General features: G+C 37.6%; 27 protein-coding genes and 1 other annotated feature. Of the genes, 3 read left to right on the top strand and 24 right to left on the bottom strand.

Going from position 1 to position 26,658, the window contains the following annotated elements:
* The first annotated feature begins 96 nt into the window (after positions 1-96).
* The 3 genes from MHB74_RS18975 (at position 97) to MHB74_RS18985 (ending at position 2,604) form a co-directional block, all read left to right on the top strand.
* Entirely contained in the window at positions 97-1,482 is a 1,386-nt protein-coding gene (locus MHB74_RS18975; RefSeq protein WP_061678230.1) for a hypothetical protein, read from the top strand.
* Positions 1,483-1,649: 167 nt separating this feature from the next.
* Positions 1,650-1,904: a YbeF family protein gene (locus MHB74_RS18980; protein WP_025689243.1), complete on the top strand. Its 255-nt coding sequence runs from the start codon at positions 1,650-1,652 to the stop codon at positions 1,902-1,904.
* A 22-nt stretch (positions 1,905-1,926) separates the two neighbouring features.
* Positions 1,927-2,604 carry an HAD family hydrolase gene (locus MHB74_RS18985; RefSeq protein ID WP_061678231.1) on the top strand — a complete coding sequence of 226 codons (678 nt, stop codon included), beginning with the start codon at positions 1,927-1,929 and terminating at the stop codon, positions 2,602-2,604.
* A 38-nt stretch (positions 2,605-2,642) separates the two neighbouring features.
* Here MHB74_RS18985 and pyrE read toward each other — a convergent pair whose 3' ends face one another.
* The 24 genes from pyrE to spoIIGA all read right to left on the bottom strand — a co-directional run bounded on the left by pyrE (position 2,643) and on the right by spoIIGA (position 26,376).
* The gene (pyrE, locus tag MHB74_RS18990; protein ID WP_061678232.1) at positions 2,643-3,275 is read right to left on the bottom strand and encodes an orotate phosphoribosyltransferase; all 633 of its coding nucleotides are present in this window, start codon (positions 3,273-3,275) and stop codon (positions 2,643-2,645) included.
* Positions 3,272-3,988 (bottom strand): orotidine-5'-phosphate decarboxylase, encoded by a 717-nt coding sequence (pyrF, locus tag MHB74_RS18995; protein ID WP_000083496.1) that lies wholly within the window; start codon positions 3,986-3,988, stop codon positions 3,272-3,274. Before pyrF ends, pyrE begins: the two co-directional genes overlap by 4 nt.
* Entirely contained in the window at positions 3,973-4,902 is a 930-nt protein-coding gene (gene pyrD / locus MHB74_RS19000) for a dihydroorotate oxidase B catalytic subunit (protein ID WP_001081057.1), read from the bottom strand. The genes pyrF and pyrD overlap by 16 nt, the downstream gene beginning before the upstream one ends.
* The gene (gene pyrK, locus MHB74_RS19005; protein WP_061678233.1) at positions 4,899-5,678 is read right to left on the bottom strand and encodes a dihydroorotate oxidase B electron transfer subunit; all 780 of its coding nucleotides are present in this window, start codon (positions 5,676-5,678) and stop codon (positions 4,899-4,901) included. Before pyrK ends, pyrD begins: the two co-directional genes overlap by 4 nt.
* The gene (carB, locus tag MHB74_RS19010) at positions 5,675-8,893 is read right to left on the bottom strand and encodes a carbamoyl-phosphate synthase large subunit (RefSeq protein WP_061678234.1); all 3,219 of its coding nucleotides are present in this window, start codon (positions 8,891-8,893) and stop codon (positions 5,675-5,677) included. Before carB ends, pyrK begins: the two co-directional genes overlap by 4 nt.
* Positions 8,878-9,975: a carbamoyl phosphate synthase small subunit gene (locus MHB74_RS19015; RefSeq protein ID WP_000828668.1), complete on the bottom strand. Its 1,098-nt coding sequence runs from the start codon at positions 9,973-9,975 to the stop codon at positions 8,878-8,880. Before MHB74_RS19015 ends, carB begins: the two co-directional genes overlap by 16 nt.
* Positions 9,972-11,258, bottom strand: coding sequence for a dihydroorotase (gene pyrC, locus MHB74_RS19020; protein WP_061678235.1), 1,287 nt, complete (start codon positions 11,256-11,258; stop codon positions 9,972-9,974). Before pyrC ends, MHB74_RS19015 begins: the two co-directional genes overlap by 4 nt.
* Positions 11,242-12,156: an aspartate carbamoyltransferase gene (gene pyrB, locus MHB74_RS19025; protein ID WP_000018864.1), complete on the bottom strand. Its 915-nt coding sequence runs from the start codon at positions 12,154-12,156 to the stop codon at positions 11,242-11,244. Before pyrB ends, pyrC begins: the two co-directional genes overlap by 17 nt.
* A gap of 148 nt (positions 12,157-12,304) precedes the next feature.
* Positions 12,305-13,588 (bottom strand): uracil permease, encoded by a 1,284-nt coding sequence (gene uraA, locus MHB74_RS19030; protein ID WP_061678236.1) that lies wholly within the window; start codon positions 13,586-13,588, stop codon positions 12,305-12,307.
* Between the two features lie 152 nt (positions 13,589-13,740).
* On the bottom strand, positions 13,741-14,283 hold the full coding sequence (gene pyrR / locus MHB74_RS19035; RefSeq protein WP_001156490.1) for a bifunctional pyrimidine operon transcriptional regulator/uracil phosphoribosyltransferase: 543 nt from the start codon (positions 14,281-14,283) through the stop codon (positions 13,741-13,743).
* A gap of 204 nt (positions 14,284-14,487) precedes the next feature.
* Positions 14,488-15,396, bottom strand: a complete 909-nt coding sequence (locus MHB74_RS19040; protein WP_061678237.1) for an RluA family pseudouridine synthase — start codon at positions 15,394-15,396, stop codon at positions 14,488-14,490.
* 4 nt (positions 15,397-15,400) lie between these two features.
* Positions 15,401-15,859, bottom strand: a complete 459-nt coding sequence (lspA, locus tag MHB74_RS19045) for a lipoprotein signal peptidase LspA (protein WP_000642179.1) — start codon at positions 15,857-15,859, stop codon at positions 15,401-15,403.
* A gap of 124 nt (positions 15,860-15,983) precedes the next feature.
* Positions 15,984-16,313, bottom strand: a complete 330-nt coding sequence (locus tag MHB74_RS19050) for a molecular chaperone DnaK (RefSeq protein ID WP_001004659.1) — start codon at positions 16,311-16,313, stop codon at positions 15,984-15,986.
* A gap of 157 nt (positions 16,314-16,470) precedes the next feature.
* Positions 16,471-19,236 (bottom strand): isoleucine--tRNA ligase, encoded by a 2,766-nt coding sequence (gene ileS2 / locus MHB74_RS19055; protein ID WP_061678238.1) that lies wholly within the window; start codon positions 19,234-19,236, stop codon positions 16,471-16,473.
* A 71-nt stretch (positions 19,237-19,307) separates the two neighbouring features.
* Positions 19,308-19,531, bottom strand: a binding site (T-box leader).
* A gap of 51 nt (positions 19,532-19,582) precedes the next feature.
* Positions 19,583-20,089, bottom strand: coding sequence for a septum site-determining protein DivIVA (gene divIVA, locus MHB74_RS19060; protein ID WP_001131611.1), 507 nt, complete (start codon positions 20,087-20,089; stop codon positions 19,583-19,585).
* A gap of 89 nt (positions 20,090-20,178) precedes the next feature.
* The gene (locus MHB74_RS19065; protein ID WP_061678239.1) at positions 20,179-20,946 is read right to left on the bottom strand and encodes a YlmH family RNA-binding protein; all 768 of its coding nucleotides are present in this window, start codon (positions 20,944-20,946) and stop codon (positions 20,179-20,181) included.
* Between the two features lie 15 nt (positions 20,947-20,961).
* Entirely contained in the window at positions 20,962-21,225 is a 264-nt protein-coding gene (locus tag MHB74_RS19070) for a YggT family protein (RefSeq protein WP_061678240.1), read from the bottom strand.
* Between the two features lie 6 nt (positions 21,226-21,231).
* Positions 21,232-21,702 carry a cell division protein SepF gene (locus MHB74_RS19075; RefSeq protein ID WP_000119136.1) on the bottom strand — a complete coding sequence of 157 codons (471 nt, stop codon included), beginning with the start codon at positions 21,700-21,702 and terminating at the stop codon, positions 21,232-21,234.
* Between the two features lie 19 nt (positions 21,703-21,721).
* Complete coding sequence (locus tag MHB74_RS19080; protein ID WP_061678241.1) at positions 21,722-22,396, bottom strand: YggS family pyridoxal phosphate-dependent enzyme; 675 nt, start codon at positions 22,394-22,396, stop codon at positions 21,722-21,724.
* Positions 22,393-23,211 (bottom strand): peptidoglycan editing factor PgeF, encoded by an 819-nt coding sequence (pgeF, locus tag MHB74_RS19085; RefSeq protein WP_061678242.1) that lies wholly within the window; start codon positions 23,209-23,211, stop codon positions 22,393-22,395. The genes MHB74_RS19080 and pgeF overlap by 4 nt, the downstream gene beginning before the upstream one ends.
* A 121-nt stretch (positions 23,212-23,332) precedes the next feature.
* Positions 23,333-23,617, bottom strand: coding sequence for a YlmC/YmxH family sporulation protein (locus MHB74_RS19090; RefSeq protein WP_061678243.1), 285 nt, complete (start codon positions 23,615-23,617; stop codon positions 23,333-23,335).
* A 165-nt stretch (positions 23,618-23,782) separates the two neighbouring features.
* The gene (sigG, locus tag MHB74_RS19095; protein WP_000197753.1) at positions 23,783-24,562 is read right to left on the bottom strand and encodes an RNA polymerase sporulation sigma factor SigG; all 780 of its coding nucleotides are present in this window, start codon (positions 24,560-24,562) and stop codon (positions 23,783-23,785) included.
* Between the two features lie 157 nt (positions 24,563-24,719).
* Positions 24,720-25,439, bottom strand: coding sequence for an RNA polymerase sporulation sigma factor SigE (sigE, locus tag MHB74_RS19100; protein WP_000976947.1), 720 nt, complete (start codon positions 25,437-25,439; stop codon positions 24,720-24,722).
* Positions 25,440-25,458: 19 nt separating this feature from the next.
* A complete protein-coding gene (gene spoIIGA / locus MHB74_RS19105; protein WP_061678244.1) occupies positions 25,459-26,376 on the bottom strand; it encodes a sigma-E processing peptidase SpoIIGA in 918 nt (305 codons plus the stop codon).
* Positions 26,377-26,658: the final 282 nt, after the last annotated feature.

Here is a 26,658-nt window from a genome sequence, read left to right on the forward strand (position 1 = left end):
AGTACATGAAATTTCACTTTTTCTTTTTCCTATACTCACATACTTTCACTGCTTTCATACAATAAACTACACGAATGCCTAAAGGATGTGAATGTTATGGGAGTTGAATTAACGCTGTTACACGCTCTCTATATTCTTTGTTTACTCTCTATTATCGCCTTTTTTATTCTCCGGAAAGATACGACGATTATTTGTATCGTTTTTATCTTTTTATTAGCATTAACCGCTACAAGTTCTATCCCTCTTGCCATTAGCGGTATTTTTCAAAGTTTCATTTACGCTATTACTGAGCTATTACCAACTATATTAATCATCTCCATTATCGTATCAATGAGCAATCTACTCGTTCATACAGGCATAAATGATACGATGATTTCACCATTTACAAAAATGATTCGTACCCCTACCCTCGCCTACTGGATTATCGGCCTTTTGATGATGACAATTTCTTTCTTCTTTTGGCCTTCCCCAGCTGTCGCTTTAATGGGAGCTATTTTATTACCCGTCGCTGTACGCGTCGGTCTTCCGCCAATTGGAGTTGCCATTGCTATGAACTTATTCGGACACGGCATCGCCTTATCTGGTGACTTCGTTATTCAAGGTGCACCGAAATTAACAGCGGATGCTGCTGGTCTTCCTGTTTCCAGCGTTGTTTCTGCCAGTGTTCCCCTCGTAATCGTTATGGGCATTGTGACAACTTCCATCGCATTTTTCTTCTTACGAAAAGAATTTCATACAGGCTTATCTATACAAGAATCTATTCCATCAACTGAGTCTTCTAAAACGCTCACTTCATTATCTTCTCGGACAAAAAAATGGCTCGCTATTTGCATTCCGATCGTATATGCCATCGATATCCTTTGCATGATTCAATTTAAACTACAAGGAAGCGACGCAACTGCACTTATCGGCGGGACGACTGTTATTATGATTATCATCATTTCCCTTATCGCCTACAAAGGTAATGGACTAAATAAAACGACCGATTATTTTATAGAAGGGCTCCAGTTTGGATTTAAAATCTTTGGTCCAGTTATCCCAATTGCTGCACTCTTTTATTTAGGAGATAGCGGGTTTGTGAAAATTATCGGGGACTATTTACCGAAAGGTTCACATGGAATCATTAACGACTTAGGGATCGCCTTATCTCAAACTGTCCCTTTAAACCAATATGTATCAGCGGGAACATTAACTATCGTTGGTGTCATAACAGGCTTAGATGGATCTGGCTTTTCTGGTATATCACTTGCTGGTTCGATTGCCAATCTTTTCGGAACAGCACTTGGGCATGGAACAGCTACCTTAACAGCACTCGGGCAAATTGCTGCAATCTGGACCGGAGGCGGGACTTTAATTCCTTGGGCGCTTATTCCTGCCGCTGCCATTTGTAAAGTGGATCCGTTTGAACTTGCACGCCGAAACTTTTTACCAGTTGTGATTGGCTTAATTGTCACCACCATCGTTGCTATGTTTATCCTATAACATAAGCAAGTGTTCTCTTGCTTATGTTTTTTCATTGTAAAATTCATCATGAATTATTGGCTTTCAAAAGGGATTATGTATATGTTAGCGAAGTTATATTAGGAGAGTATTTATTTCAAAACGTTTACGAGAAACAGATTACTTCCATTCGCAAAGGGGACATAACTATGAATGAATTGATTTTCGTCTTATTAATTTGTCCATTACTTATCTTTATCGTTTCTGTTATTGGAACACGCAAGACGAAAACGTATTACGTCATGCCGATTGTAACGTTTGCTAGTTTTTTAATAATAGGTGTTATCGCCTTTACTCCAAAATTTTTCTTTTGGGTTGGCATGTACAGCATCTTCTCATTTATTGTTTCTTATATGACGCTATTGTTTGTGAAAGGATATGAGGTTGCGGAAAACGCTAAATAGTTATTAACGAGGAGATTGTCATATGATTTTTTTTGATATCGACGGAACTTTACTTGATTATGAGGCCGCGGAAAGAAATAGTATTATAGATTTCTTTCAAGTATATAGTACTATTTTTTCAGATAATGAATTAGAGGCCACGAAAGTCTGGCATGAATTATCCGAAGAATATTTCAACAAATTTTTATCCAAGGAATTATCTTTTCAAGAACAACAAGGGATGCGAATGTATCATTTATTTAAAACATATGGATTAAACTTATCACCCGAGGAATCTCAGCACAGATTCAATCAATATATAGAACTATATAAGAACAACTGGACCTTGTTTGAAGATGTACACTATACATTACAGACCTTGCAGCATGGTGGACACTCATTAGGTATCATTAGTAATGGTGACTATGAACAACAAGTCGAAAAATTAACCGCTCTAAACATTCTACAATATTTCAAATGCATATTTACTTCTAGTGAAATTGGTATATCGAAACCAAACCCTGAAATTTTTCAAAGAGCTGTATTACAATCGAATCTTGAAATGAAAGATTGCTATTATATTGGCGATCGATTAGAAACAGATGCAATTAGTAGTACAGCAGCTGGAATGCAAGGGGTATGGTTAAATCGGGATAACTTGCAACTCAATTGTGATGTTCCTATTATCTGTTCTTTACATGAATTTTTAACAATAATATAAAAAAACGACCGCGTTCCCCCGCGGTCGTTTTTTTCGTGTTACGCTGTGATCCAAGCTTCGTTAGCTGGATTTTTACGCCACTCTTGTAATTTTTTCGTTTCAGCTTGTCCGATCATACCTTTTTCTGCTGCTACTTCAGTTAATGCACTGTAGTCGCTTAAAGAATATGATGCTACGTTAGCTGATTCTAGTTTTCCTTTTCCTGCTTCTAGCTCGTATGTGAAGATTGATACGATTCCTAATACTTCACAGCCAGCTTCGCGAAGTGCTTCTACACATGTAATTGCACTACCGCCAGTTGAAATTAGGTCCTCTACTACTACTACTTTTTGACCTTTTTCAGCTTTTCCTTCGATTTGGTTCCCTTTACCGTGACCTTTTGCTTTACTACGTACGTAGCACATTGGTAAATCCATACGATCACTTACCCATGCAGCGTGCGCAATACCAGCAGTTGCTGTTCCTGCAATAACTTCTACAGTTGGGAAGTACTCTTTAATTAACTCTTCTAATCCAGCTGCAATTGCTTGACGTACTTTTGGATAAGATAAAGTTAAACGGTTATCACAATAAATTGGTGATTTCATACCTGAAGACCAAGTGAATGGATCATTCGGTTGTAAAAATACTGCTCCAATTTCTAATAAATGCGATGCGATTTCTTTTTTCATACTGTTACACCTTCCCACTGTTGTTTTACTGTTTTATACGCTTCAAGCGGATTTTCTGCTTTTGTAATACTACGTCCAACTACGATGTAGCTTGAGCCAAGTTCCCTCGCACGTTTCGGTGTTGCTACGCGCACCTGGTCATTTACATCATCGCTTGCAAGACGAATCCCCGGTGTTACTGTTACAAATTCATTTCCGCATACTTCACGTAATTTTGGAACTTCAAGTGTTGAACAAACAACGCCATCAAGTCCACTTTCTTTCGTTAGTTTTGCATAATGAGCAACCGCTTCTTCTAACGTTTTCTCAATGCCGATCTCTTTTTTCATCATAGCTTCCGAAGTGCTTGTTAGTTGTGTAACTGCAATACAAATCGGTCTCTCTTTTCCTTCTTGCTTACCTTCCTCTAATCCCTCAATCGCAGCTTTCATCATACTGCTTCCCCCAGCAGCATGAACATTTACCATATCAACATCTAGACTAGCTAGGCTACGCATAGCGCTTTTTACTGTATTCGGAATATCATGAAGTTTTAAATCTAGAAAGATCTTATGTCCTTTTTCTTTTAAGTACGTAATAATCGCAGGACCTTCTTTATAAAATAATTCCATACCAACTTTGACAAATAACTCTTCCCCTTCAAAGTGGCGCAAGAATTGTTCTACATCTTGTTTCCCTGGAAAATCTAGTGCAACGATTAACGACTGTGACATGTTTGCTTCCAGCTCCTTCCTTGACATTCCGAAATGTGATCAAATCCTAATTCATCTAATAGTGCTGGTAACTCTTCAATAATCGTTGGACATACGAACGGATCGATAAAGTTCGCTGTACCTACTGCAACTGCGCTTGCGCCAGCGTAGAAGAATTCAATTACATCTTCCGCTGTTTCAATACCACCCATTCCGATAATTGGAATGTTAACCGCTTGGCTTACTTCATGTACCATACGAATCGCTACTGGCTTAATCGCAGGACCTGATAATCCGCCTGTACGGTTTGCTAAAATTGGTTTAGCTGTTTTTAAATCTAGACGCATACCAAGCAATGTATTAATCATCGTTAAACCGTCTGCACCTGCATTTTCAATCGCTTTTGCAATTTCCACAATGTTTGCCACGTTCGGTGACAACTTCACGTATACAGGTACTTCAGAAACCTCTTTTACTCGCTTCGTTAAATCAGCAGCAATTTCAGGATTTGTACCAAAGGCGATACCACCTGTTTTTACGTTCGGACAAGAAATATTTAATTCTAGTGCGTGGACATTAGGCGCTTTAGAAATTTCCTTTGCAACCGCTACGTAATCCTCAGCTTGTGAGCCTGCAACGTTCGCAATAATTGGAAGATCAAATTGTTCTAACCATGGTAATTCAGAATTCATTACTTTTTCTAACCCTGGGTTTTGAAGTCCGATTGCATTTAACATGCCGCCCGGTGTTTCAGCAACACGAGGCGTCGGATTTCCATAACGTGGTTGTTCTGTCGTCGCTTTGATCATGATTGATCCTAGTACACTTAAATCGTAAAACTGTGCATATTCACGACCAAATCCAAAGCATCCAGATGCCGGTATAATTGGATTTTTTAATGACAATCCCGGTAATTCAACTTGCAATCTGTTCATAGTACAACCTCCCCGATTGGAAATACTGGTCCGTCGCTACACACCTTCTTGTAAGAATGTCCACTTGGATCTTCTTGTAAGTGGCATACACATGCGAAACAAGCTCCAATACCACAGCCCATACGTTCTTCTAAAGAAATATAAGCTTTTTTCTCTTTGTAACGTCCTTCTAATGCACGAAGCATCGCTAACGGACCACATGAATAAAGAATATCAAAGTCAATTCCGTAATTATCAATTACATCTGTGACAAATCCTTTTGTGCCGTGTGTACCGTCTACTGTCGCAACGTACGTATCACCAAGTTCTGCAAATTTCTCTTCATAGAAAACGACATCTTTCGTTTGAAAACCTAAGATGTGAATTACGCGTACACCTTTTGCAACAAGGCGCTGTGATAATTCATAAAGTGGTGGTACGCCAATCCCCCCGCCGACTAGTAAAGCTGTTTGACCAGCTTCTGCTTCTTCTACAGGAAAACCGTGTCCTAGTGGTCCTAGTACGTCTACCATTTCACCTTTTTTTCTAGTTGCTAATGTTTTTGTCCCTTGTCCTTCTGCACGATATAGCATTGTAAATTCGTTCTTCTCTTGATCTACATTACAAATACTAATCGGGCGGCGCAGAAGGGGCGCAATGCCCTCTGCTACCTTAATGTGTACAAACTGCCCTGGTTCGTTCATTTGCTGTACTAACGTTCCTTGAAGCACTAATTCGTAAATGTTTTTTGCGATTTCTTTTTGATTAACGACGATCATATTTTGCTTTTGCATCATGCATGTACCACCTCGTGACGCTTTGTTTGCGTAATTTCTTTCATTGAATGAGCTGAGAATGTCATAGATTCTAGTACTCGTAAGATTGCTCTCGTTGTATCAAGTGATGTTAAGCAAGCCACACCATTTTCTACTGATTCACGGCGAATGCGGAAACCATCACGCGCTGGTTGTTTGCCTTTTGTTAATGTATTGATTACAAACTGCGCTTTTCCTTGACGGATAATGTCTAGTAAGTTGTAGTCTTCAGAATCAATTTTGTTTACAACTTGTACTGGAATGTTTTGCTCTGCTAACGATTGTGCTGTTCCAGCTGTTGCTAATAAGTTATAGCCGATTTCATGGAAACGTTTTGCAATTTCCATCGCCTCTTCTTTATCTTTATCCGCTACAGTAATGATTACTGATCCGTGCGTTGGAATGTTAATTCCAGAAGCAACTAACCCTTTGTATAATGCTTTTTCAAGTGTTAAGTCTTTCCCCATTACTTCCCCTGTTGACTTCATTTCAGGTCCTAATGTTGTATCAACTGAACGTAGTTTCGCAAATGAGAATACCGGTGCTTTTACATACACTTCTTTCTCTTCTGGGTGATAACCAGTTCCGTATCCTTGTTCTACAAGATTTTGACCTAAAATAACTTTCGTTGCAACATTCGCCATCGGTACACCTGTAATTTTACTTAAGAATGGTACTGTACGGCTCGCACGTGGGTTTACTTCAATTACATACACTTGATCTTCAAATACTACAAACTGGATATTTAGTAATCCAACAATATTTAAACCTTTTCCAAGTGCAATTGTATGTTCAATAATTTGTTCTTTCAGTTTTGCAGATAAGCTTTGTGGTGGATATACTCCGATTGAGTCACCAGAGTGAACTCCAGCGCGTTCAATATGTTCCATAATACCTGGAATGAATACATTCTCACCGTCTGAAATTGCATCTACTTCAATTTCTTTACCAACCATGTAACGATCGATTAATACTGGGTGATCAGCGTGAACTTTAACCGCATTTTTCATGTAGTGCAGCAGTTCTTCTTGACGATATACGATTTCCATCGCACGTCCACCTAGTACGTAAGATGGTCTTACTAATACTGGGTAACCAATTTTGTCAGCGATTGCTACTGCTTGCTCTACAGTCGTTGCTGTTTTACCAACTGGTTGCGGGATACCAAGCTGTGTTAGAGCTGCTTCAAACTTATCACGATCTTCTGCACGGTCTAAATCTTCAAGTGATGTTCCTAAGATTTTCACACCGTGAGCTTCTAATTTAGCCGCTAAGTTAATTGCCGTTTGTCCACCGAATTGGACGATAACACCTTCTGGCTTTTCTAAATCGATAATGTGCATTACATCTTCGATTGTTAATGGTTCAAAGTATAATTTGTCAGAAATACTGAAGTCTGTTGAAACTGTTTCTGGGTTGTTATTAACAATGATTGCCTCATATCCAGCTTCTTTAATTGCCCATACAGAGTGAACTGTTGCATAGTCAAACTCAACACCTTGACCGATACGGATTGGACCAGACCCTAGTACGACAACACTCTTACGATCTGTTCTAACCGATTCATTCTCGTCACCATATGTGCTGTAGTAGTATGGTGTTGCAGATTCAAACTCTGCCGCACAAGTATCTACCATTTTATAAATAGGAGTTATATTGCTTTCTTTACGCATATCGTAAATTTCACGCTCTGTTTTGTTCCAAGCTGCTGCAATGTAGTGATCACTGAAGCCCATTTCTTTCGCAGATTGTAGTACTTCCATATTTCCTACATTTGCTTTTACTTCGCGTTCCATATTTACGATGTTTTCAACTTTTTGTAAGAAGAAGAAGTCCATTTCACACCAATCGTTGATTTCTTCTTTCGTTACACCTTGACGAATTGCTTCTGCCACAATAAACAGTCGCTCATCATCAGCTTTTATAATGCGTTTTTTCATTGTCTCTTTATCAAGCTCTTTTAAATGCGCTAACTCTAAGTGATAAACGCCAAGTTCTAAAGAACGGATCGCTTTTAATAATGATTGCTCTAGGTTACGTCCGATTGACATAACTTCACCAGTTGCTTTCATCTGCGTTCCAAGCGTTCTATTTGCTGATTCAAACTTATCAAATGGCCAGCGCGGAATTTTTGAAACAACATAGTCTAATGCTGGTTCGAAACAAGCGTATGTTTTTTGTGTTACTGGATTTATAATTTCATCTAATGTTAAACCGACTGCAATTTTTGCCGCTAGCTTCGCAATTGGATATCCAGTTGCTTTAGATGCTAGTGCAGATGAACGACTTACACGTGGGTTTACTTCGATTACATAGTATTGGAAGCTATGTGGATCAAGTGCAAGCTGAACGTTACATCCACCTTCAATTCCTAATGCACGAATAATTCGTAATGAAGTGTTTCGTAACATTTGATATTCACGGTCACTTAATGTTTGGCTCGGTGCTACAACGATAGAATCACCTGTGTGAACTCCAACTGGATCGATATTTTCCATGTTACATACTACAATCGCGTTATCATTTGAATCACGCATTACTTCATATTCAATTTCCTTACAACCAGCAATACTCTTTTCTAATAAACATTGTGTTACTGGACTATGTTTTAATCCACCTGATACGATTTCAATTAGTTCTTCTTCATTACTACAGATTCCGCCACCTGTTCCCCCCATTGTAAATGCTGGGCGAACAATAACTGGATATCCAATTTCTTTTACAAATTCATGTGCTTCTTCTAGCGTATGGATAATGGTACTAGATGGAATTGGTTCATTTAATTCCTGCATTAATGTACGGAATAAATCACGATCCTCCGCTTGCTCAATTGCTGATAATTTTGTTCCTAAAATTTCAACTCCGCACTCTTCAAGTATGCCTGATTTCGCAAGTTCAACAGCCATATTCAGGCCTGTTTGACCACCTAATGTTGGTAAGATTGCATCTGGACGTTCTTTACGAATGATTCGGCTTACGAATTCTAATGTTAAAGGCTCAATGTATACTTTATCTGCTGTTGCAGTATCTGTCATAATTGTTGCTGGGTTAGAGTTAACAAGGATTACTTTGTAACCTTCTTCTCTAAGAGATTGACAAGCTTGTGTACCAGAGTAGTCAAACTCTGCTGCTTGCCCAATTACAATTGGTCCTGATCCGATTACTAAAATTGTGTTAATGTCTAGGCGTTTTGGCATAACTCTTCCCCTTCTTTCTTGAAGTTTTCAATCATTGCTAAGAAATCTTCGAATAAATCATTTGCATCTTCTGGTCCTGCTGAAGCTTCTGGATGATATTGTACTGTAAATGCTGGGAACTTCGTATGACGAAGACCTTCTACTGTTCCATCATTTAAAGCGACATGTGTAATTTCAAGCTCTGTATTTTTAACTGATTCTTCTTCTACTGCGTAACCATGGTTTTGAGATGTAATTGCTACTTTTCCAGTTGCAAGATGTTTTACTGGATGATTTAAACCACGGTGACCGAATTTTAACTTACTTGTATTCGCACCAGATGCTAGAGCGAACAATTGATGTCCTAGGCAAATTCCGAATAAAGGAACTTTACCGATAATGTCTTTTAACATTTCAATTGCTTCTGGTACATCTTTTGGATCCCCAGGTCCGTTACTTAACATAATTCCATCTGGGCTAAGGCGTAAAATCTCTTCTGCTGTTGTATTGTAAGGTACTACAATTACATCACAATCACGTTTATTTAATTCTCTTAAAATACCATGTTTCATTCCGAAGTCTACAAGTACAACTCGGTGTCCACGGCCTGGGCTTGGGTATGGATCTTTCGTTGATACGCGTTTCACGTGATCTGTAAATACTGTCGCTTTTAATTGGCTCACGATGTATTCTACATCTGCATCCATGTTACATAGACGCCCACGTAACGTACCGTATTGACGAATTTTTCTCGTTAATTTTCTCGTATCAATTCCTGCTAAGCCTGGGATATTTCTTTCTTTTAAGTAATCATTTAACGAAATTTCATTACGGAAGTTTGATGGGTGATCACAAATTTCGTTTACGATTAAACCATTTACAGATGGATGAATCGATTCAAAATCGTCACGATTGATGCCGTAGTTTCCGATTAATGGGTACGTGAATGTTACGATTTGACCGCAATATGATGGATCAGATAATGTTTCTTGATATCCAGTCATTCCTGTTGTAAATACAACCTCACCTGACTTTTCGATTTCTCCTCCGAAACCTTTTCCAATTAATACTGTTCCATCTTCTAAGATAAGTTGTCTTTTCATACTAATGCACTCTCCTTTTGCCATGCGATCTTACCACCAACGATTGTCATTACCGGCCATCCTTGGCATTTCCAACCTGCGAATGGTGTATTTTTTCCTTTTGATAAGAATGTTGTTGGGTCAATCTCTTCTTCTTGTTCTAAATCAATGATTGTAATATCAGCTGTTCTGCCTTCTTTCAGGCGACCTGCTTCTAAGCCGAATGTATCAGCTGGCTTTTCTGTTAAGAATTGAATTAACTGTTCTAATGTAATAATTCCTTTTTTCACAAGGTTTGTGTATAAAAGTGGGAATGCTGTTTCAAAACCAGTAATTCCGAATGGTGCTCTTTCAATTCCTTGTGCTTTCTCTTCCGCTGTATGCGGTGCATGATCAGTTGCGATCATATCGATTGTTCCATCTAGTAGACCTTCAATTAATGCTGCGTGATCTTCTTTTCCACGAAGCGGTGGGTTCATTTTAAAGTTAGGATCAGCTGATGGGATATCATCTTCACATAACACTAGATGGTGAGGTGTTACTTCTGCTGTTACTTTAATTCCAGCGCGTTTCGCATCACGGATTACACGTACAGATCCTTTCGTACTTACGTGACATACGTGATAGTGACAATCTGCCGCTTCAGCTAGCAGTATATCCCTTGCAATATGTACAGATTCACATACTGATGGGATACCGTTTAATCCGTGTTTCTCAGAAAACTTCCCTTCATGTACACAACCTTTATTAATAAGAGTATTCTCTTCACAGTGCGCAACCACTGCCATATTTAATTTCGCTGCACGCTTCATAGCAGCTAACATCATGCTAGCATCTTGTACGCCTACACCGTCATCAGTGAAAGCAAATGCTCCAAGTTCTTTTAACGTCTCGAAATCTGTCATTTCAGAACCCGCTTGGCGTACTGTAATTGCTCCGTATGGTAGTACGTTGACATGCGCTTTTTCTTTAATACGATTTTGCAAGTCTTCCATATGTTCTCTGCAATCTGGTACTGGGCGTGTATTTGGCATTGCACAAATTGTAGTGAATCCACCTTTTGCCGCTGCTAGTGTACCTGTTTCAATTGTTTCTTTATGTTCACCACCTGGTTCACGAAGATGTACGTGTACATCTACTAATCCAGGTGCGATTAACTTTCCGTTCACTTCGATTACTTCAGCATTATCTGCCGTAATATTTTCTGCTACCTTAGCGATTTTACCGTCTTGTACGAGAAGATCTGTTGCTACGATTTTTCCTTCTTCATTCATATAACGACCATTTTTAAACAAGTAATTCATGTTTCATTCCTCCTAATACATTTGGTAAGGCGCGTTTTAGTACAGCCATTCTTACGTAAACTCCATTTTCCATTTGTTTAAATATGCGTGAACGCTCACACTCAACAAGTTCACTTGCAATTTCAACATCACGGTTTACAGGAGCTGGATGCATAATAATGCTTCCTTCTTTCATACGCTTTTCTCTTTCCACTGTTAATCCGTGTTTCTCATGATACTCTTTCATAATGTCTGTTTCATAATGATCATGACGCTCATGTTGTACACGAAGTAACATCATTACATCCACTTCTGGAACAAGTTCATCTAATGGTTTGTATGTTCCAAATGTGCTGTCTTCATCTTTCCACTCTTCTGGACTTGCAAAGTAAATTGTTGCACCCAGTTTCGTTAATGCTTCTGCATTAGAACGTGCTACTCGGCTATGACGAACATCTCCTACTATCGCAATCTTTAATCCTTCAAATCTTCCAAACTCTTGTTTAATTGTAAGAAGATCGAGTAGGCACTGCGTTGGGTGGTTTCCACATCCATCTCCAGCGTTTAAGATTGGGATATTTACCTGATCTTTCAGTTCATCGAAGTAGCGATCTTGCTCATGGCGGACGATTACCGCTTTTGTTCCGATTGATTCTAGTGTTCTTATCGTATCGTATAAGGTTTCTCCTTTTTGTACGCTAGATGCATCAGCTGAAAAATTTAAAACTTCAAGTCCTAATCTCTTCTCAGCAACTTCAAAGCTAAATCTCGTTCTCGTACTATTCTCAAAGAACAAGTTCGCAACAAAAGTTTGCTCTGTCGTTTTGCTCTCTTTTCCATTCGCGAAATCTTCTGCGTCTTTTAGGATTTCTGAAATTTCTACTTCCGATAATTCACTCATCGTTAACAAATGGCTCATCGTCATCCCTCATCTTTCTGATTTTTATGTTACCACTTTTGTATATTTATAACAACCTTTGTATAAAAATACCCTAGTCATGTGAGACTAGGGTGCAAGAAAGAAGCCACCCTTTCCGGTCTCACAGGACTGAATTAAAAGGTTATTATTATGAAGCAATCTGCTTAGATTGTGTTATTTGTTTCGTTTCTGGTAGTAGTAGATTTAACAGTACACCTACAATTGCTGCTAGTGCCATTCCTTCAACTTGGAACGATTCTCCTACGTGAAGTACCGCTCCACCAATACCGATTACTAGTATTACTGATGCAATCATTAAGTTTCGTTTGTCACTTAGGTCTGTTTTATCATCTACCATCATGCGTAATCCGCTTGATGCGATTACACCGAATAGTAAGATTGATACGCCACCCATAACCGGTGTTGGGATCGAATGAATCAGTGCAGAAATCTTACCGATAAACCCGAACATGATTGCGAACACTGCTGAACCGATGAATAAGTATACACTGTATGCTCTCGTAATTGCTAGCACACCGATGTTTTCACCATACGTTGTATTCGGTGGCCCACCGATAAGGGATGCGATTAATGTTGCTACTCCATCACCGAAGATTGAACGGTGTAAACCTGGTTTTTCAATTAAATCTCTTTTAATAACATTTCCAAGTACAATTTGATGTCCGATATGCTCTGAAATTGTTACTAGTGCAACTGGTACCATCAAGAGTACAATCTTCCACGAAAACTCCGGAGTATATGTTACAAATGGTACTGTGAAATCTGGTACAACAAACCATTTTGCCTCAGCTATTGGCTTTAAGTCTACTAGCCCTTGGAAGTAAGCGAAGATATATCCGCCGATAATGCCCAGTAACACTGGTATGATACTGAAAAACCCTCTTCCGAATATAGAGCAGATAATTGTAATTGCTAATGTTACTAACGCTACTGAAAAGTGTGTAAAGCTATATTTGCCATCCGCGCCGTTCATCGCCATGTTAACTGCTGTATGTGCTAAAGCTAGACCGATTACCATTACTACTGGACCAACTACGATTGGCGGAAGTAATTTCATAATCCACTGTGATCCTGACTTCTTAATTCCGAGTGAAATTAAGATGTACACAAGTCCCGCTAACAAACCACCGAGCATTGCTGCTCCAGGTCCACCTGCTGTTTTCGCTGTTATTATCGGTGCGATAAAGGCGAATGATGATCCTAGATAGGCAGGTACTTGACCTTTCGTTATAAGAAGAAACGCTAGCGTTCCTAATCCACTTGATATTAATGCTACTGACGGATTCAATCCTGTTAAAAACGGAACCAGCACTGTTGATCCAAACATCGCGAACAAATGTTGTATACTTAAAAATAACCATTTTCCCGGTTTCGGTACTTCATTAACGTCTAACACTGGCTTTTGTTCCATTGTTACATCCTCCTTCAGTTTAAGTTTAATTCTTTGCAATAAAAAAACTCTTTGTGCCTGTGCACAAAGAGTCCTACACTTTCGTATGCCAAATTTGACATATGAAAGCCAAGACCCTTTGGCAGCCTCACAGGACTACATTTAAAAGGGCTTTACTTATCGTATATGCTTACTCGATCTTGTTGATCTGTCTCTTGCAAATCAACTTCGATACGCTCTTCACTTGATGTTGGAATATTCTTCCCTACATAATCAGCGCGAATTGGTAGTTCACGATGACCTCTATCAACAAGAACCGCCAGTTGGATTTGTGATGGTCTACCTAAATCCATAAGAGCATCCATTGCTGCTCGAACTGTTCTTCCTGTATATAATACATCATCTACAAGGATAACTTTTTTCTTCGTAATATCTACAGGGATATCAGAACCTTTTACAAGTGGTTCTTCATTTTTTGATTGTAGTGTTAGATCATCACGATATAACGTAATATCTAGCTCTCCAACTTCCATTTCTTTTCCTTCAATTTGACCAATTCGTTCTGCCAAACGTTGTGCAATAAAAATTCCACGAGTTTTAATTCCGACAAGAACACAATTATCGACACCTTTATTTCGTTCCACGATTTCATGACTAATTCGTGTTAAAGCGCGGCGAATCATTTGGTCATCTAAAACGACTGCTTTCTCTTGCATGCTCTACACCTCCAAGCTTTTTTTCTTGCGTGAGAGTAATGGTATAAAAAAAGTCCTCTCAGCGTGTGCGAGAGGACTTTTGAAAAAAGGGTACATCATACCCTATGTATTTCAAACCGTTACCTTCTCAACCTCACGGGGCTGTGTTAAAGGATCATTATTTAACTGTTGTCAGTATCTCAGTTTTCTTATGATTTGTCAATACTATTTTCTTAAAATATTTAATGCATCTTCAAACACTTCTGGAATCGGTGCCTCAAACTGAATATACTCACCCGTGCGAGGATGATCGAATCCTAAAATACCTGCGTGAAGCGCTTGTCCATTCATGTCTAATGTTTTCTTCGGACCATACTTTGGATCTCCAGCAAGTGGATAACCAATATATTTCATATGAACACGAATTTGGTGCGTACGTCCCGTTTCTAAGCGACATTCTACAAGCGTAAAGTCTTTAAAACGTTCTAACACTTGGAAGTGCGTAACAGCATTCTTACCATTTTCATCAACTGTCATGCTTTGACGCTCTTTCTTATCGCGACCAATTGGTGCATCGATAGTTCCTTTATCATGCGGAATAACACCGTGTACGATCGCTTTGTAACGTCTTGTTACTGTTTTTGCTACAAGTTGATTTACAAGTGATTCATGCGCCACATCATTTTTAGCAACCATTAATAGGCCTGATGTATCTTTATCAATACGATGCACGATACCTGGACGCATTACACCGTTAATGCCTGATAAGTCTGTACAGTGGTGCATAAGACCGTTCACAAGCGTACCACTTGTATGACCTGGTGCTGGATGTACAACCATACCACGCGGCTTGTTAACAACGAGTACATCTGCATCTTCATAATAAATTTCTAAGTTCATATCTTCTGCTTGAATATCTAACTCTTCTGGATCAGGAATCGTTACTGTAATTTCATCGTTTTCTCTAACTTTATAATTCACTTTTACCGACTTTCCATTAACTGTAACAACATCATCTTTAATCCATTGTTGTACTTGTGAACGTGACCATTCACTGTTTATTTCTGCAACGAATTTATCAATTCGCTCGCTTTTTTGTTCTTCTGCAACTGTTACTTGTACTACTTCACTCATTCAATTACTCCTTCGTTTTCTTGCCTTCTAATAATGTTTGAATAATAATTAATACAACACCAATACATAATGCTGAATCAGCTATATTAAATACTGGATAGTTGTACGAGAAAATATACACGTGAATGAAATCCACTACTTCTTGTCTAAATACACGATCAATGAAATTACCAATTGCTCCGCCTAATATTAGACCTAATGAAATTCCTAGAAGTTTGTCTGTTTTCGCATATTTTTTCATATAAATTACGATAAATGCTACAAAAACGACTGTAATAATGTAGAAGAACCACATTTTGTTTTCTAAAATCCCCCAGGCAGCTCCTCTATTTCGATGTGATGTTATGTATAATACATTATCGATAATCGGAATGCTCGTACCCAATTCCATGTTCTTTACAATTAGCCATTTCGATATTTGATCGATGGCAATGACAAATAACGCTATTACATAATATATCATTTTCATTTCCCCCACAAAGACAGTGTACCTCAAAATTTTAGCATAGCTGCAACCTTTTCACAATGAACCTTTATAGAAGAATAAAATAAATTAAAAAAAGGTAATATAATATCGTTGTGCGCATTCATACATTTACTTTTTCATAGAAAAATTCATGAATGGTACGGGCAGTCGGCATCGTCTTCATTTGTTTTACCGAGATTACTCTCCCTGTCTCTTCACAAATACCATACATATCTATTTCCATTTTAAATAATGCACGTTCTACATCTTTTAAGTCCTCTTTTATATCATGTAATAGGAGTTTTTTCTTTATCTCTTCCTTAATTTCATATCCAAGCTCTTCGCTAAACTCTGTATCATATTTGTGCATGACCTCTTTAGCTAGCCTCTCTTGTAACTCTTTTCGCATCAATTGCAATTCTTCTTTGATTTCCATATACATTTCATTCACGTGTACATTCCTCCCAGCTGCAATGTACGATTAGTGTGTCCGAAATTTCTATGCTTACCTCACACACATTTTTCCTTCATAGGAAAGAGAGTGAAAGTTATTTCAATATATCGTCAATAAAAAAACTGACTGCACTTAGGCACAGTCAGTTTTTTTATTATTTTACATAGTTTTCTTTAACAACTGTTGCACAACGCTCACATAATGTTTCATGTTCAGCATCTTTACCAATTGTTTCTGAAACTACCCAACAACGTTCACATGTTTCACCAGTTGCTTGAGCAACAACAACCGCTGTATGCTCATACTTCGGCGCATCTGCTGGCGCTTCTTCCATCATGCCACCAAGTTTATACTCAGAGACGATGAATAATTGCTTTAAGTCTTCACTAATAGACTCTAACATAGCTTTCATTTCTGCAGTTGGATATAGTGTAATGCTTGCATTTAATGACTTACCGATTACTTTTTCATTACGAGCTACTTCTAACGCTTTTAATACATCATCACGTAATGTCATAAATGCATCCCATTTTGTTTTTAATTCTTCCGCACCATCTAATTGTACAGCTTCTGGCATATCAGTTAATTGTACACTTTCTTCTGTTACACCTGGAACGTATGGCCATACTTCATCAGCCGTATGCGGTAAGATTGGTGTTACAAGTTTCGTCAACGCAACAAGAACATCATATAATACAGTTTGAATTGCACGACGATCTTCATGGTTTGCACCTTCAATGTATAAAATGTCTTTTGCAAAGTCTAAGTAGAATGAACTTAAATCAATTGTACAGAAGTTATGAATTGCATGATATACAGCCGCGAAGTCGTATGTTTCATATGCTTCTTTTACTTTTGTAATTAAGTCATTTAATTTCACTAACATGTAACGATCTACTTCACGAAGTTCAGCTACAGCTACTGTATTTTCACTTGGCTTAAAGTCATCTAAGTTTCCTAATAAGAAACGGAATGTGTTACGGATTTTACGATACACTTCTGCTACTTGTTTTAAAATATCATCTGAAATACGTACATCAGATTGATAGTCAACTGAAGATACCCATAAGCGTAAAATGTCTCCGCCTAGTTGATCCATAATTTTCTTCGGTACGACGATATTTCCAATCGACTTACTCATTTTACGTCCTTCACCATCTAATACGAAACCATGGCTTAGTACGCCTTTATATGGAGCTTTACCTGTTACAGCAACTGCTGTTGATAATGAAGAGTTAAACCAACCACGGTACTGGTCAGATCCTTCTAAATATAAATCAGCTGGACGTTGTAAGTCATCGCGCTCTTCTAATACCGCTTGGTGAGAAGAACCTGAATCGAACCATACATCCATGATGTCTGTTTCTTTACGGAATTCACCATTCGGGCTACCTGTATGTGTAAATCCTTCTGGTAATAGATCTTTCGCTTCACGCTCGAACCATACGTTAGAACCGTGCTCACGGAATAAATCTGCTACATGGTTAATTGTTTCATCTGTAATAATTGGATCGCCATTCTCTGCATAGAATACAGGGATTGGTACACCCCATGCACGCTGACGAGAAATACACCAGTCACCACGGTCACGAACCATATTATGAAGACGAGTTTCTCCCCATGCTGGTACCCATTTTGTTTCCGCAACAGCTTCTAATAATTCTTTACGGAACGCTTCAATAGATGCAAACCACTGTGCTGTCGCACGGAAAATAATTGGTTTTTTCGTTCTCCAATCATGTGGGTATGAATGCGTAATGAATGTTAGTTTCAGTAACGCGCCTACTTCTTCTAATTTCTCTGCAATTGGCTTGTTAGCTTTATCATAGAATAAGCCTTCAAATCCAGGTGCTTCATTTGTTAATACACCTTTATCATCAACTGGACAAAGTACTTCTAATCCATACTTTTTACCAACAACAAAGTCATCTTCCCCGTGTCCTGGTGCTGTATGAACACAACCTGTACCTGCATCTGTTGTTACGTGATCTCCTAGCATAACTAATGAATCACGATCGTAGAATGGATGTTTTGCAACTGTATACTCAAGTTCGCTACCTTTTACCGTTTTCACAACTTCAGTATTTTCCCACTCTAACGTTTTTGCAACTGTCTCAAATAGTTCAGAAGCAATAATATATTTTTCATCATTTACTTTTACAATAGCGTATTCAAGTTCTGGGTGAACAGAAATACCTAAGTTTGCAGGTAACGTCCAAGGTGTTGTTGTCCAGATAATGAATTTCTCATCACCTTCTAATACGTTCTTTCCGTCTTTTACAGGGAATGCTACGTAAATAGATGCTGATTTTTTATCTTGGTATTCAATTTCAGCTTCTGCTAAAGCAGATTCACTCGTTGGAGACCAATAAACTGGTTTTTGCCCTTTATAGATATAACCTTTTTTCGCCATATCACCAAACACTTTAATTTGTTGCGCTTCATAAGCTGGCTCTAAAGTAATGTATGGGTTATCCCAATCAGCACGTACACCTAAACGCTTAAATTGTTCACGTTGACGTTCTACTTGTTCATATGCATACTCTGCACATAACTTACGGAACTCAGCAACTGTCATTTCTTTACGCTTTACACCTTTATTTGTTAAAGCTTGCTCAATTGGTAAACCGTGTGTATCCCAACCTGGTACATATGGTGCACAGTAACCAGTCATTGATTTATAACGAACAATAAAGTCTTTTAACACTTTATTTAACGCATGTCCCATATGAATGTCACCATTCGCATATGGAGGGCCATCATGCAATACAAATAAAGGACGACCTTTCGTATGTTCTTGTACCTTTTCATAAATATTCATTTCAGCCCACTGTTCTTGCATTGCAGGCTCACGTTTTGGTAAATTCCCACGCATTGGGAACTCTGTTTTTGGCATTAGTAATGTATTTTTGTACTCCATGCTCAATTCCTCCTTACATGTATAAAAGAAACACTTAAAAAACGGAATAAAAAAGAGACCTTCTCATCCCAAAAAGGGACGAGAAAGTCTCCCGCGGTACCACCCTAGTAGATCCTATACATATGTATACAATCCTCTTTATATTCTTAACGCGAATATACGCCTACGCTTACTCTATTTGTTCAGCGCGGAACTCCAGGGTGATATTCCCATTATCTCCTTATCCTGAGCTTACACCATCCTCAGTTCGCTATATAAGGTATGAAAAGGTACTTATCCCTATCTTCGTTTTTCTTAATAAATATGTTGTTTAAAATTATATGTAATAATGAGAAAAACGTCAAGCTTACACTGTTTCTTCTTTTTTCAACAGTTCATCTACTTCGTCTTCTAGCTCAATTAGTTTATCCCAATCATCGTTGTTTAACATTTCAAGCTGTGTTTCTAGTAACATACGGAAACGAGTGCGGAATACTTTCGCTTGTTTCTTTAGCTCTTCAATATCAAAAGCAACTTTTCTTGATTTTACTAACGCTTCGTTAATAATACGGTCTGCATTCTTTTCAGCTTCACGTACGATTAATTTTGCTTCTTTTTGCGCATTACGTTTTACTTCTTCCGCTGCTTCTTGTGCAACAACGATCGATTTGTTTAACGTATCTTCAATATTAGAGAAATGATCTAACTTTCCTTCTAATTGCGCAACTTTTTCTTCTAAAGCTTTTTTCTCACGAATGACTAATTCATAATCTTTGATAATTTGATCAAGAAACTCATTTACTTGATCTTCATCATAGCCACGGAATCCGCGACCAAATTCTTTGTTATGAATATCTAATGGTGTTAACGGCACAACGCCACCTCCAAGTAATTATCTAAATTTCCTCTTTCAATTATATCTTTTCTTCGACAAAATAGGAGGATTTCCTTCTAAAAAACCAATCATTTTAGTATACCATACAAAATTCTCCATTTGTCGCGCTTTGTTCTACCTTCTACAGAAAACAATTTACTTCGCCCATATCCTCTCACTGAAAAAACATCTCCTGGATAACATTCATAAGAAGTTTGCTCCACTGTTTTCCAGTTCACTTTTACTAAACCATTTTTTATGAAAGGTTGTACTTTTTGTCTGGATATATGTAACATTTCAGCTAACATAACATCTAAACGAAGTGAAGAAACCGTTCCAGATTTCTCTCCCCATGTTTCTTGCATCTGTAGAATTTTTTCTCCTTGCACTGGCGCTAAGGAAACTTTCGTTTTCCCTATAGATTGTAAGTTCATCTCAATATAAGATACAACTTCTTTTGCGACTACAATTTGGGCACGATCTTCTTGAAGCAAAATATCACCACACTTTTCTCTCGTTAAACCGAGAGACATAAATGTACCTAATATTTGCCTATGTTCTAGCGTATAAAACTTGGAAGGATAGTCAATTTCCAATACTTCTACTTGAAATTCTTCTTCATTTACTACTAGATAGTCCGGATAAATGAGTGCTCTTTTGCGCTCCGCATGAGGCGTTGCACCATCAAACTGTACAGAAACATCCCCTTGTCCTATCACCATAGTGACAATTTGTTGTTGTCTTGGATCAAGGAAGTCTGTTAACTTCACTTGATGGTACTCCGCTACTCGCTTCCACTCTAACACCTTATCCACAAAGACCTCTTCATCGGGTCTGAAATGTTCATAGATGCTCATGTATTTAACCTCTTACTATAAGAAATAGCCGAATATACTTACTAAACCCTTCGTAGCAAGCTTTAATGTAAAAATCGCAACGAGTGGAGAGATATCAATCATACCAAGCGGCGGGATAAATCTGCGAAATGGTTCTAAATACGGTTCACAAATACGCGCAAGAACATCTCCAAAAGTTGATTCCTTTGCACCTGGGAACCATGATAGGAGAATGTAAATAATAAGTGCCCACGAGTAAATCTCGATAGCATAAACTAAAAGCCTTAAAACTGTTTCCATGGCGTATTACCACCTCTTTATATTTGTGTCTTCTTCTTCACCGAATAACTCTGAAATTGCACCAACAATATCTACATTTTCAGGGGTACACATAAATGTTTTCGGTCCTATTTTTTGAATGTCCCCGCCTATAGCGTATACAGTACCACTTAAAAAGTCAACGATACGTACAGCTTGATCAGTAGACATTCGTTGTAAATTAATTACAACAGCTCGTCTACCTTTTAAATGGTCCGCAATCCCTTGCGCCTCTGAATATGTGCGTGGTTCTAATAAAACAACTTTTGAAGATTGCTTTGCCGTTTCAATGCTCACAACATTTTGTTTCGGTTGCGCTTTTGGAAACGTAACATCTTGTTGTTCTGGCGGATCTTGCTGCTTCTTCATGTCTGTTTGCTCCTTTTCATAACTATATTGAGCTGCTTCTTTTTCTTCCGGTGTATCAAAAAAGAAGTATTTTACTTTTGACCAACTCATAATAAGTTTCTCCTTCCTTTTACGCTTTTCCTACTAAAATCGTCCCCAAACGAATATATGTAGCACCTTCTTCAATTGCAATCGTGTAATCATTGGACATTCCCATTGATAACTCTCTGCATGGCGCATGTAATAATTCTAGCTCCTGCACCTCTGTTTGTAGCTTACGTAACTCCTTAAAACAGCGTCTGATTTCTCCCTCTTCTTCTGTAAACGGAGCCATTGTCATTAGTCCAACCACTTCAATCTTATCCAGTTCTTGCAAACTTTGAATAAAAGAAATAGTTTCTTCTATTGCCAATCCTTGCTTTGATTCTTCAGATGATGTTTTCACTTGAATAAAACATTTCACTTTCTTATCAGCACGTTTTTGAATTTCTTTTGCAAGTGAAAGGCGATCTAACGAATGTAAATAATCAATTTCATTAATGATTTCTTTTACTTTTCTCGTTTGTAATGATCCAATAAAATGCCAATTCACTTTTGAACCGAAATGTTCGTACTTCTGTAAGAAACCTTCATTTCTATTTTCACCTAAATCAATAATTCCAGCTTCAATTACTTCGTTTGTCTTTTCAATTCCTACCGTTTTTGTAACTGCAACGAGTTTAATATCTTGCAACGAACGTCCTGCTCGTGCGCAAGATTGTTTAATTGCTTCGTTTACAGTTGTTAAATTTTTTTGTACTGTCACTTGCTTTCTTCCTCCTTAAAACCTATGAAACTCAACATTCTCCCTGTCTTACCTTGATCACGGCGATGAGAGAAAAATAGTTGCTCTTCACAGCTTGTACAAAGAGATGACATTACAATATTCTCTTCTTTTATGCCTGCTTGTACACATAATATACGATTAATTTCTTTTAAATTAATTGCGTACTGCCCATCAGAAATTTTTTTATAAGGGACAGAACCGTTTACTACTTGCTCTGCTGCTGTTAACACTCTATCATCAACAACGTAACAACAAGATCCAATTGCTGGTCCAATTGCAACATGAATTTCATCACTTGAAATCCCTTCTGCATTCCATTTTTGAATCATTTCCTTTGCAATCTCTTTTACAGTCCCTTTCCATCCAGCATGCGCAAGTCCTATCATACCATGTGATGGCGCATAAAAATAGAGTGGAACACAATCCGCGTAACATGATGTTAAAAGAACATCATTATCAGTCGTATAAATGCCATCTGTTTTTGAAATACCGTCTTCATATGAATAGACGCCACTTCCTTTTTCCTGTTGTCCTACTTTTTCAACATGATGATCATGAACTTGTTCAGAGCAAATCCAGTTTTCTAATGGTTTTTGTAACTTATTTGCTAAAATACGTCTGTTTTCATGAACGTTCTCCACGATATCATTCACATGTAATCCTAAATTCATCGCATGAAAGGAGCCCGTACTTATCCCATCATTTTTTGTCGTAAATCCAGCAGTAATGTTTCCAAGTTCTTTCCACGCTTGTAAATACAGTATACCGTCCACATATTTAAATGGTTCTCTCATAACAAAGCGACCCCTTTTTAATTAAAATAACATAAAAAAGCATGGTACTTCCTGTCTATTTTACCATACTTTTATTTTTTCATAATCCCAACAGAAAAAAAAGAGGAATTTGTAATATTCTTTATGAAATTGTCGGTGTTTGTATTGATTCTGTTACAGAATTAACCGGATTTACTCTAACAAGTATGACATCTTCCCCAATTTTCACAATTTCCTTCCAAGGAATTACAATTTCTACATCTTTCCCAAAAATCCCTAACATGCGTGCCTGTTTGGAAATAATAATAGACCCGATCTTCCCTGTGTTTATATCGATTTCGATATCTCCAATATTTCCAAGCCTTTTTCCATCTGAAACATTTATTATCTCTTTCATCTGCAACTCCGAAATTTTTATCACTTTCATCCTCTCCCTTATATATGACGAATTGAAAAAACACCGTTTCTCAAATTTACAGGAAGCACCTCTACTAACCCCATATGATTTTCATTATATGAACACAACTTCCCTACTATGAGCGAAGACAAACTATATTACATATAAAAAGGTTTCACCATAAATGGTGAAACCTTATCCTTGAATCGTCTTATTCATTTGTTTAATAGCCGATTTCTCTAAACGTGACACTTGCGCTTGAGAAATCCCAATTTCTTCTGCGACTTCCATTTGTGTTTTTCCTTGGAAGAAACGTTTTCGAATAATCATTTTCTCACGATCATTTAAACGCTTCATTCCTTCTTTCAATGCTAACTCTTCAACCCACTGCTCGTCCTTTTGTTTTTCATCACTTAACTGATCCATAACAAAAATAGGATCTCCCCCATCGTTATAAATCGGCTCAAATAATGAAACTGGATCTTGAATCGCATCTAAAGCAAAAACAATTTCTTCATGAGTCACTTCAAGCACTTTTGCAATATCCATTGCTGTTGGTTCTTTTGAATTTTCTGCAATCAATTTCTCTCTTACTTGTAACGCTTTATACGCAATATCTCGTAATGATCGAGATACGCGAATCGGATTGTTATCACGCAAATATCTGCGTATTTCCCCAATAATCATCGGCACAGCATACGTTGAAAATTTTACATTTTGGCCTAAATCAAAATTATCAATGGATTTCATAAGTCCGATACAACCAACTTGAAATAAATCGTCAACATATTCTCCTCTGTTATTAAATCTTTGGATGACGCTCAGTACAAGACGTAAGTTTCCATTCACTAATTTCTCTCTTGCGCTTATCTCTCCACTTTGCATTTCACGAAATAATTTACGCATTTCATCATTTTTTAGTACGGGAAGTTTAGCTGTATCAACACCGCAAATTTCTACTTTGTTTCTCGTCAAAGTGTTCCCTCCTATCGGGAGTTGCTGTACAGTGTAAAGTATTTCCTTTGGAGGGGATTTTATGCATGCGGTTTTCTCTTCATTTTTCATTTTCGTTGTCTCTTCCCATACAACGAAAGAGAAGAAGACCAGCCTAGATAACGGCTGGTCTTCTTCTTTACACCATTTTATTAAATTCTTTTCGTAATCTTTTTATGATTCTTTTTTCTAAACGCGAAATGTATGACTGTGAAATCCCAAGCATATCTGCCACATCTTTTTGCGTCTTTTCCTCTTCGCCAGCAAGCCCAAACCGGAGTTCCATAATTTGTTTTTCACGATCATTTAATTGATGCAATGCTTTCATTAGAAGATGACGATCTACAGTAGCTTCTAAATCTTTTGTAATAATATCATCGTCTGTACCTAATACATCCGATAATAAAAGTTCATTCCCGTCCCAATCGATGTTAAGCGGTTCATCAAAAGAAACTTCTGATCGGTTTTTATTATTTCGGCGCAAATGCATTAAAATTTCATTTTCTATACAACGTGAGGCATACGTTGCTAATTTTATTTTCTTTTCTGGATTAAATGTATTAACCGCTTTAATAAGGCCGATTGTTCCAATACTAATCAAATCTTCAATATTTATCCCTGTATTTTCAAACTTTCTTGCTATATATACAACTAGCCGTAAGTTTCGTTCAATCAGTAACGACCTTGCTGCCTGATCTCCTTTTGGCAATTTATTCAAAAGAACTTCCTCTTCTTCTTTCGTTAACGGTGGTGGCAACGCTTCACTTCCACCAATATAATAAATTTCATCGGTCTTAATTCCTAATTTCAACAATACTTTATACCAAAGGTATACTAAATAAAATTTTAATTTCATCATATTATCCCGCCTCCCATTATTAAGCAATTACTACTTTTTGCGAAATTAACATTTTCGGATGCACAATACATTGATACTCTCCATTGGTTGACAACTGTTGTGTATTTAATCCAATCAATACTTTGCTGACTACAATAGAACTACCTTCATAATCAATTTGCACACTGTCTGGCTTAACGGCCCATAAAAATTGACTCTCTACTCCTACTGCTCGGAAAGGAATTAATCGTAATTTTGTCGCCCACCCAGAATCATTCTCTGGTATTTGAGGAATCTCTGTTTTGGAATAAATTTGTTCTGTTAACCACGCTGGCAAGCAATGTTCTAATGATGAAATATGCATAATCATAACGGGTGTTTTTGTTAACGGGTCGTAAAGTTGGTTCCCACTATCAATTAAACCTGCAAGTTCTAGTTCCTCTTCAGCTAATTGAATTTTCAATTTCACAATTTGATCATAGTGTATTTTTGTAACCTCTACGCTTTCAATACGCTTTTTAGAAAAATAATAAATTACTGGAAAACCAAAAACGACAAACAACCAGCTAATTGGATCACCATAAGAAATGGATTGAGATTGAACCAATCCATTTACCATTTCATTCGTTTGCAAAAAGAAATGAGTGCCAATTAACCCTCCGCCAACCATAAAGGTTACAAAGTAAAAAGTAAAAACAGTTTGTGCATAATTTCTAAACGTTGTAAACCCAAATGCTGTATACACAATTAGTAACGAGTACAGTAGTTTCATAATTGGATGTGTCATCATAGAAGCAAAAGGAGTAAAGGCAAAAATAACAATGGTTGAACCTATAAATGCCCCTAACACAAGCCTCCATCTTTTGATCTTCTTTTTTAACACGGTAGCTGTTAATAAAAGTAAAAGAAAATCAATGCAGGCGTTTAGCAACCAAACAACGTCGGCGTAAACAACCAAACAATTCACCTCTTTTTTTGAGTTGAGACTAGTATAATGCATATCCAATAGGAAAGTGTGTCAATTTGCGGAGGTGTTTTTTTGTTATTTTGTGCTTTCTAGACAGAATCTGTCGGTAAAAAATAAAAGTATATGTTTCATAGAATACTATACTTGTTTGCTTTCGCCGAATTTTCAGGTTGGGGGCTTACTGCCCGAAAAACAGCTGGATAAATCGAAATATATAAAATAAAAAAAGACCTGCTTAGCAGATCTTTTTCCTTTATAAAACAAAAAAGGAGC

Origin of the sequence: Bacillus sp. FSL K6-0069 (genome assembly GCF_038007785.1) — a bacterium.
GTDB classification, from domain to species: domain Bacteria; phylum Bacillota; class Bacilli; order Bacillales; family Bacillaceae_G; genus Bacillus_A; species Bacillus_A mobilis.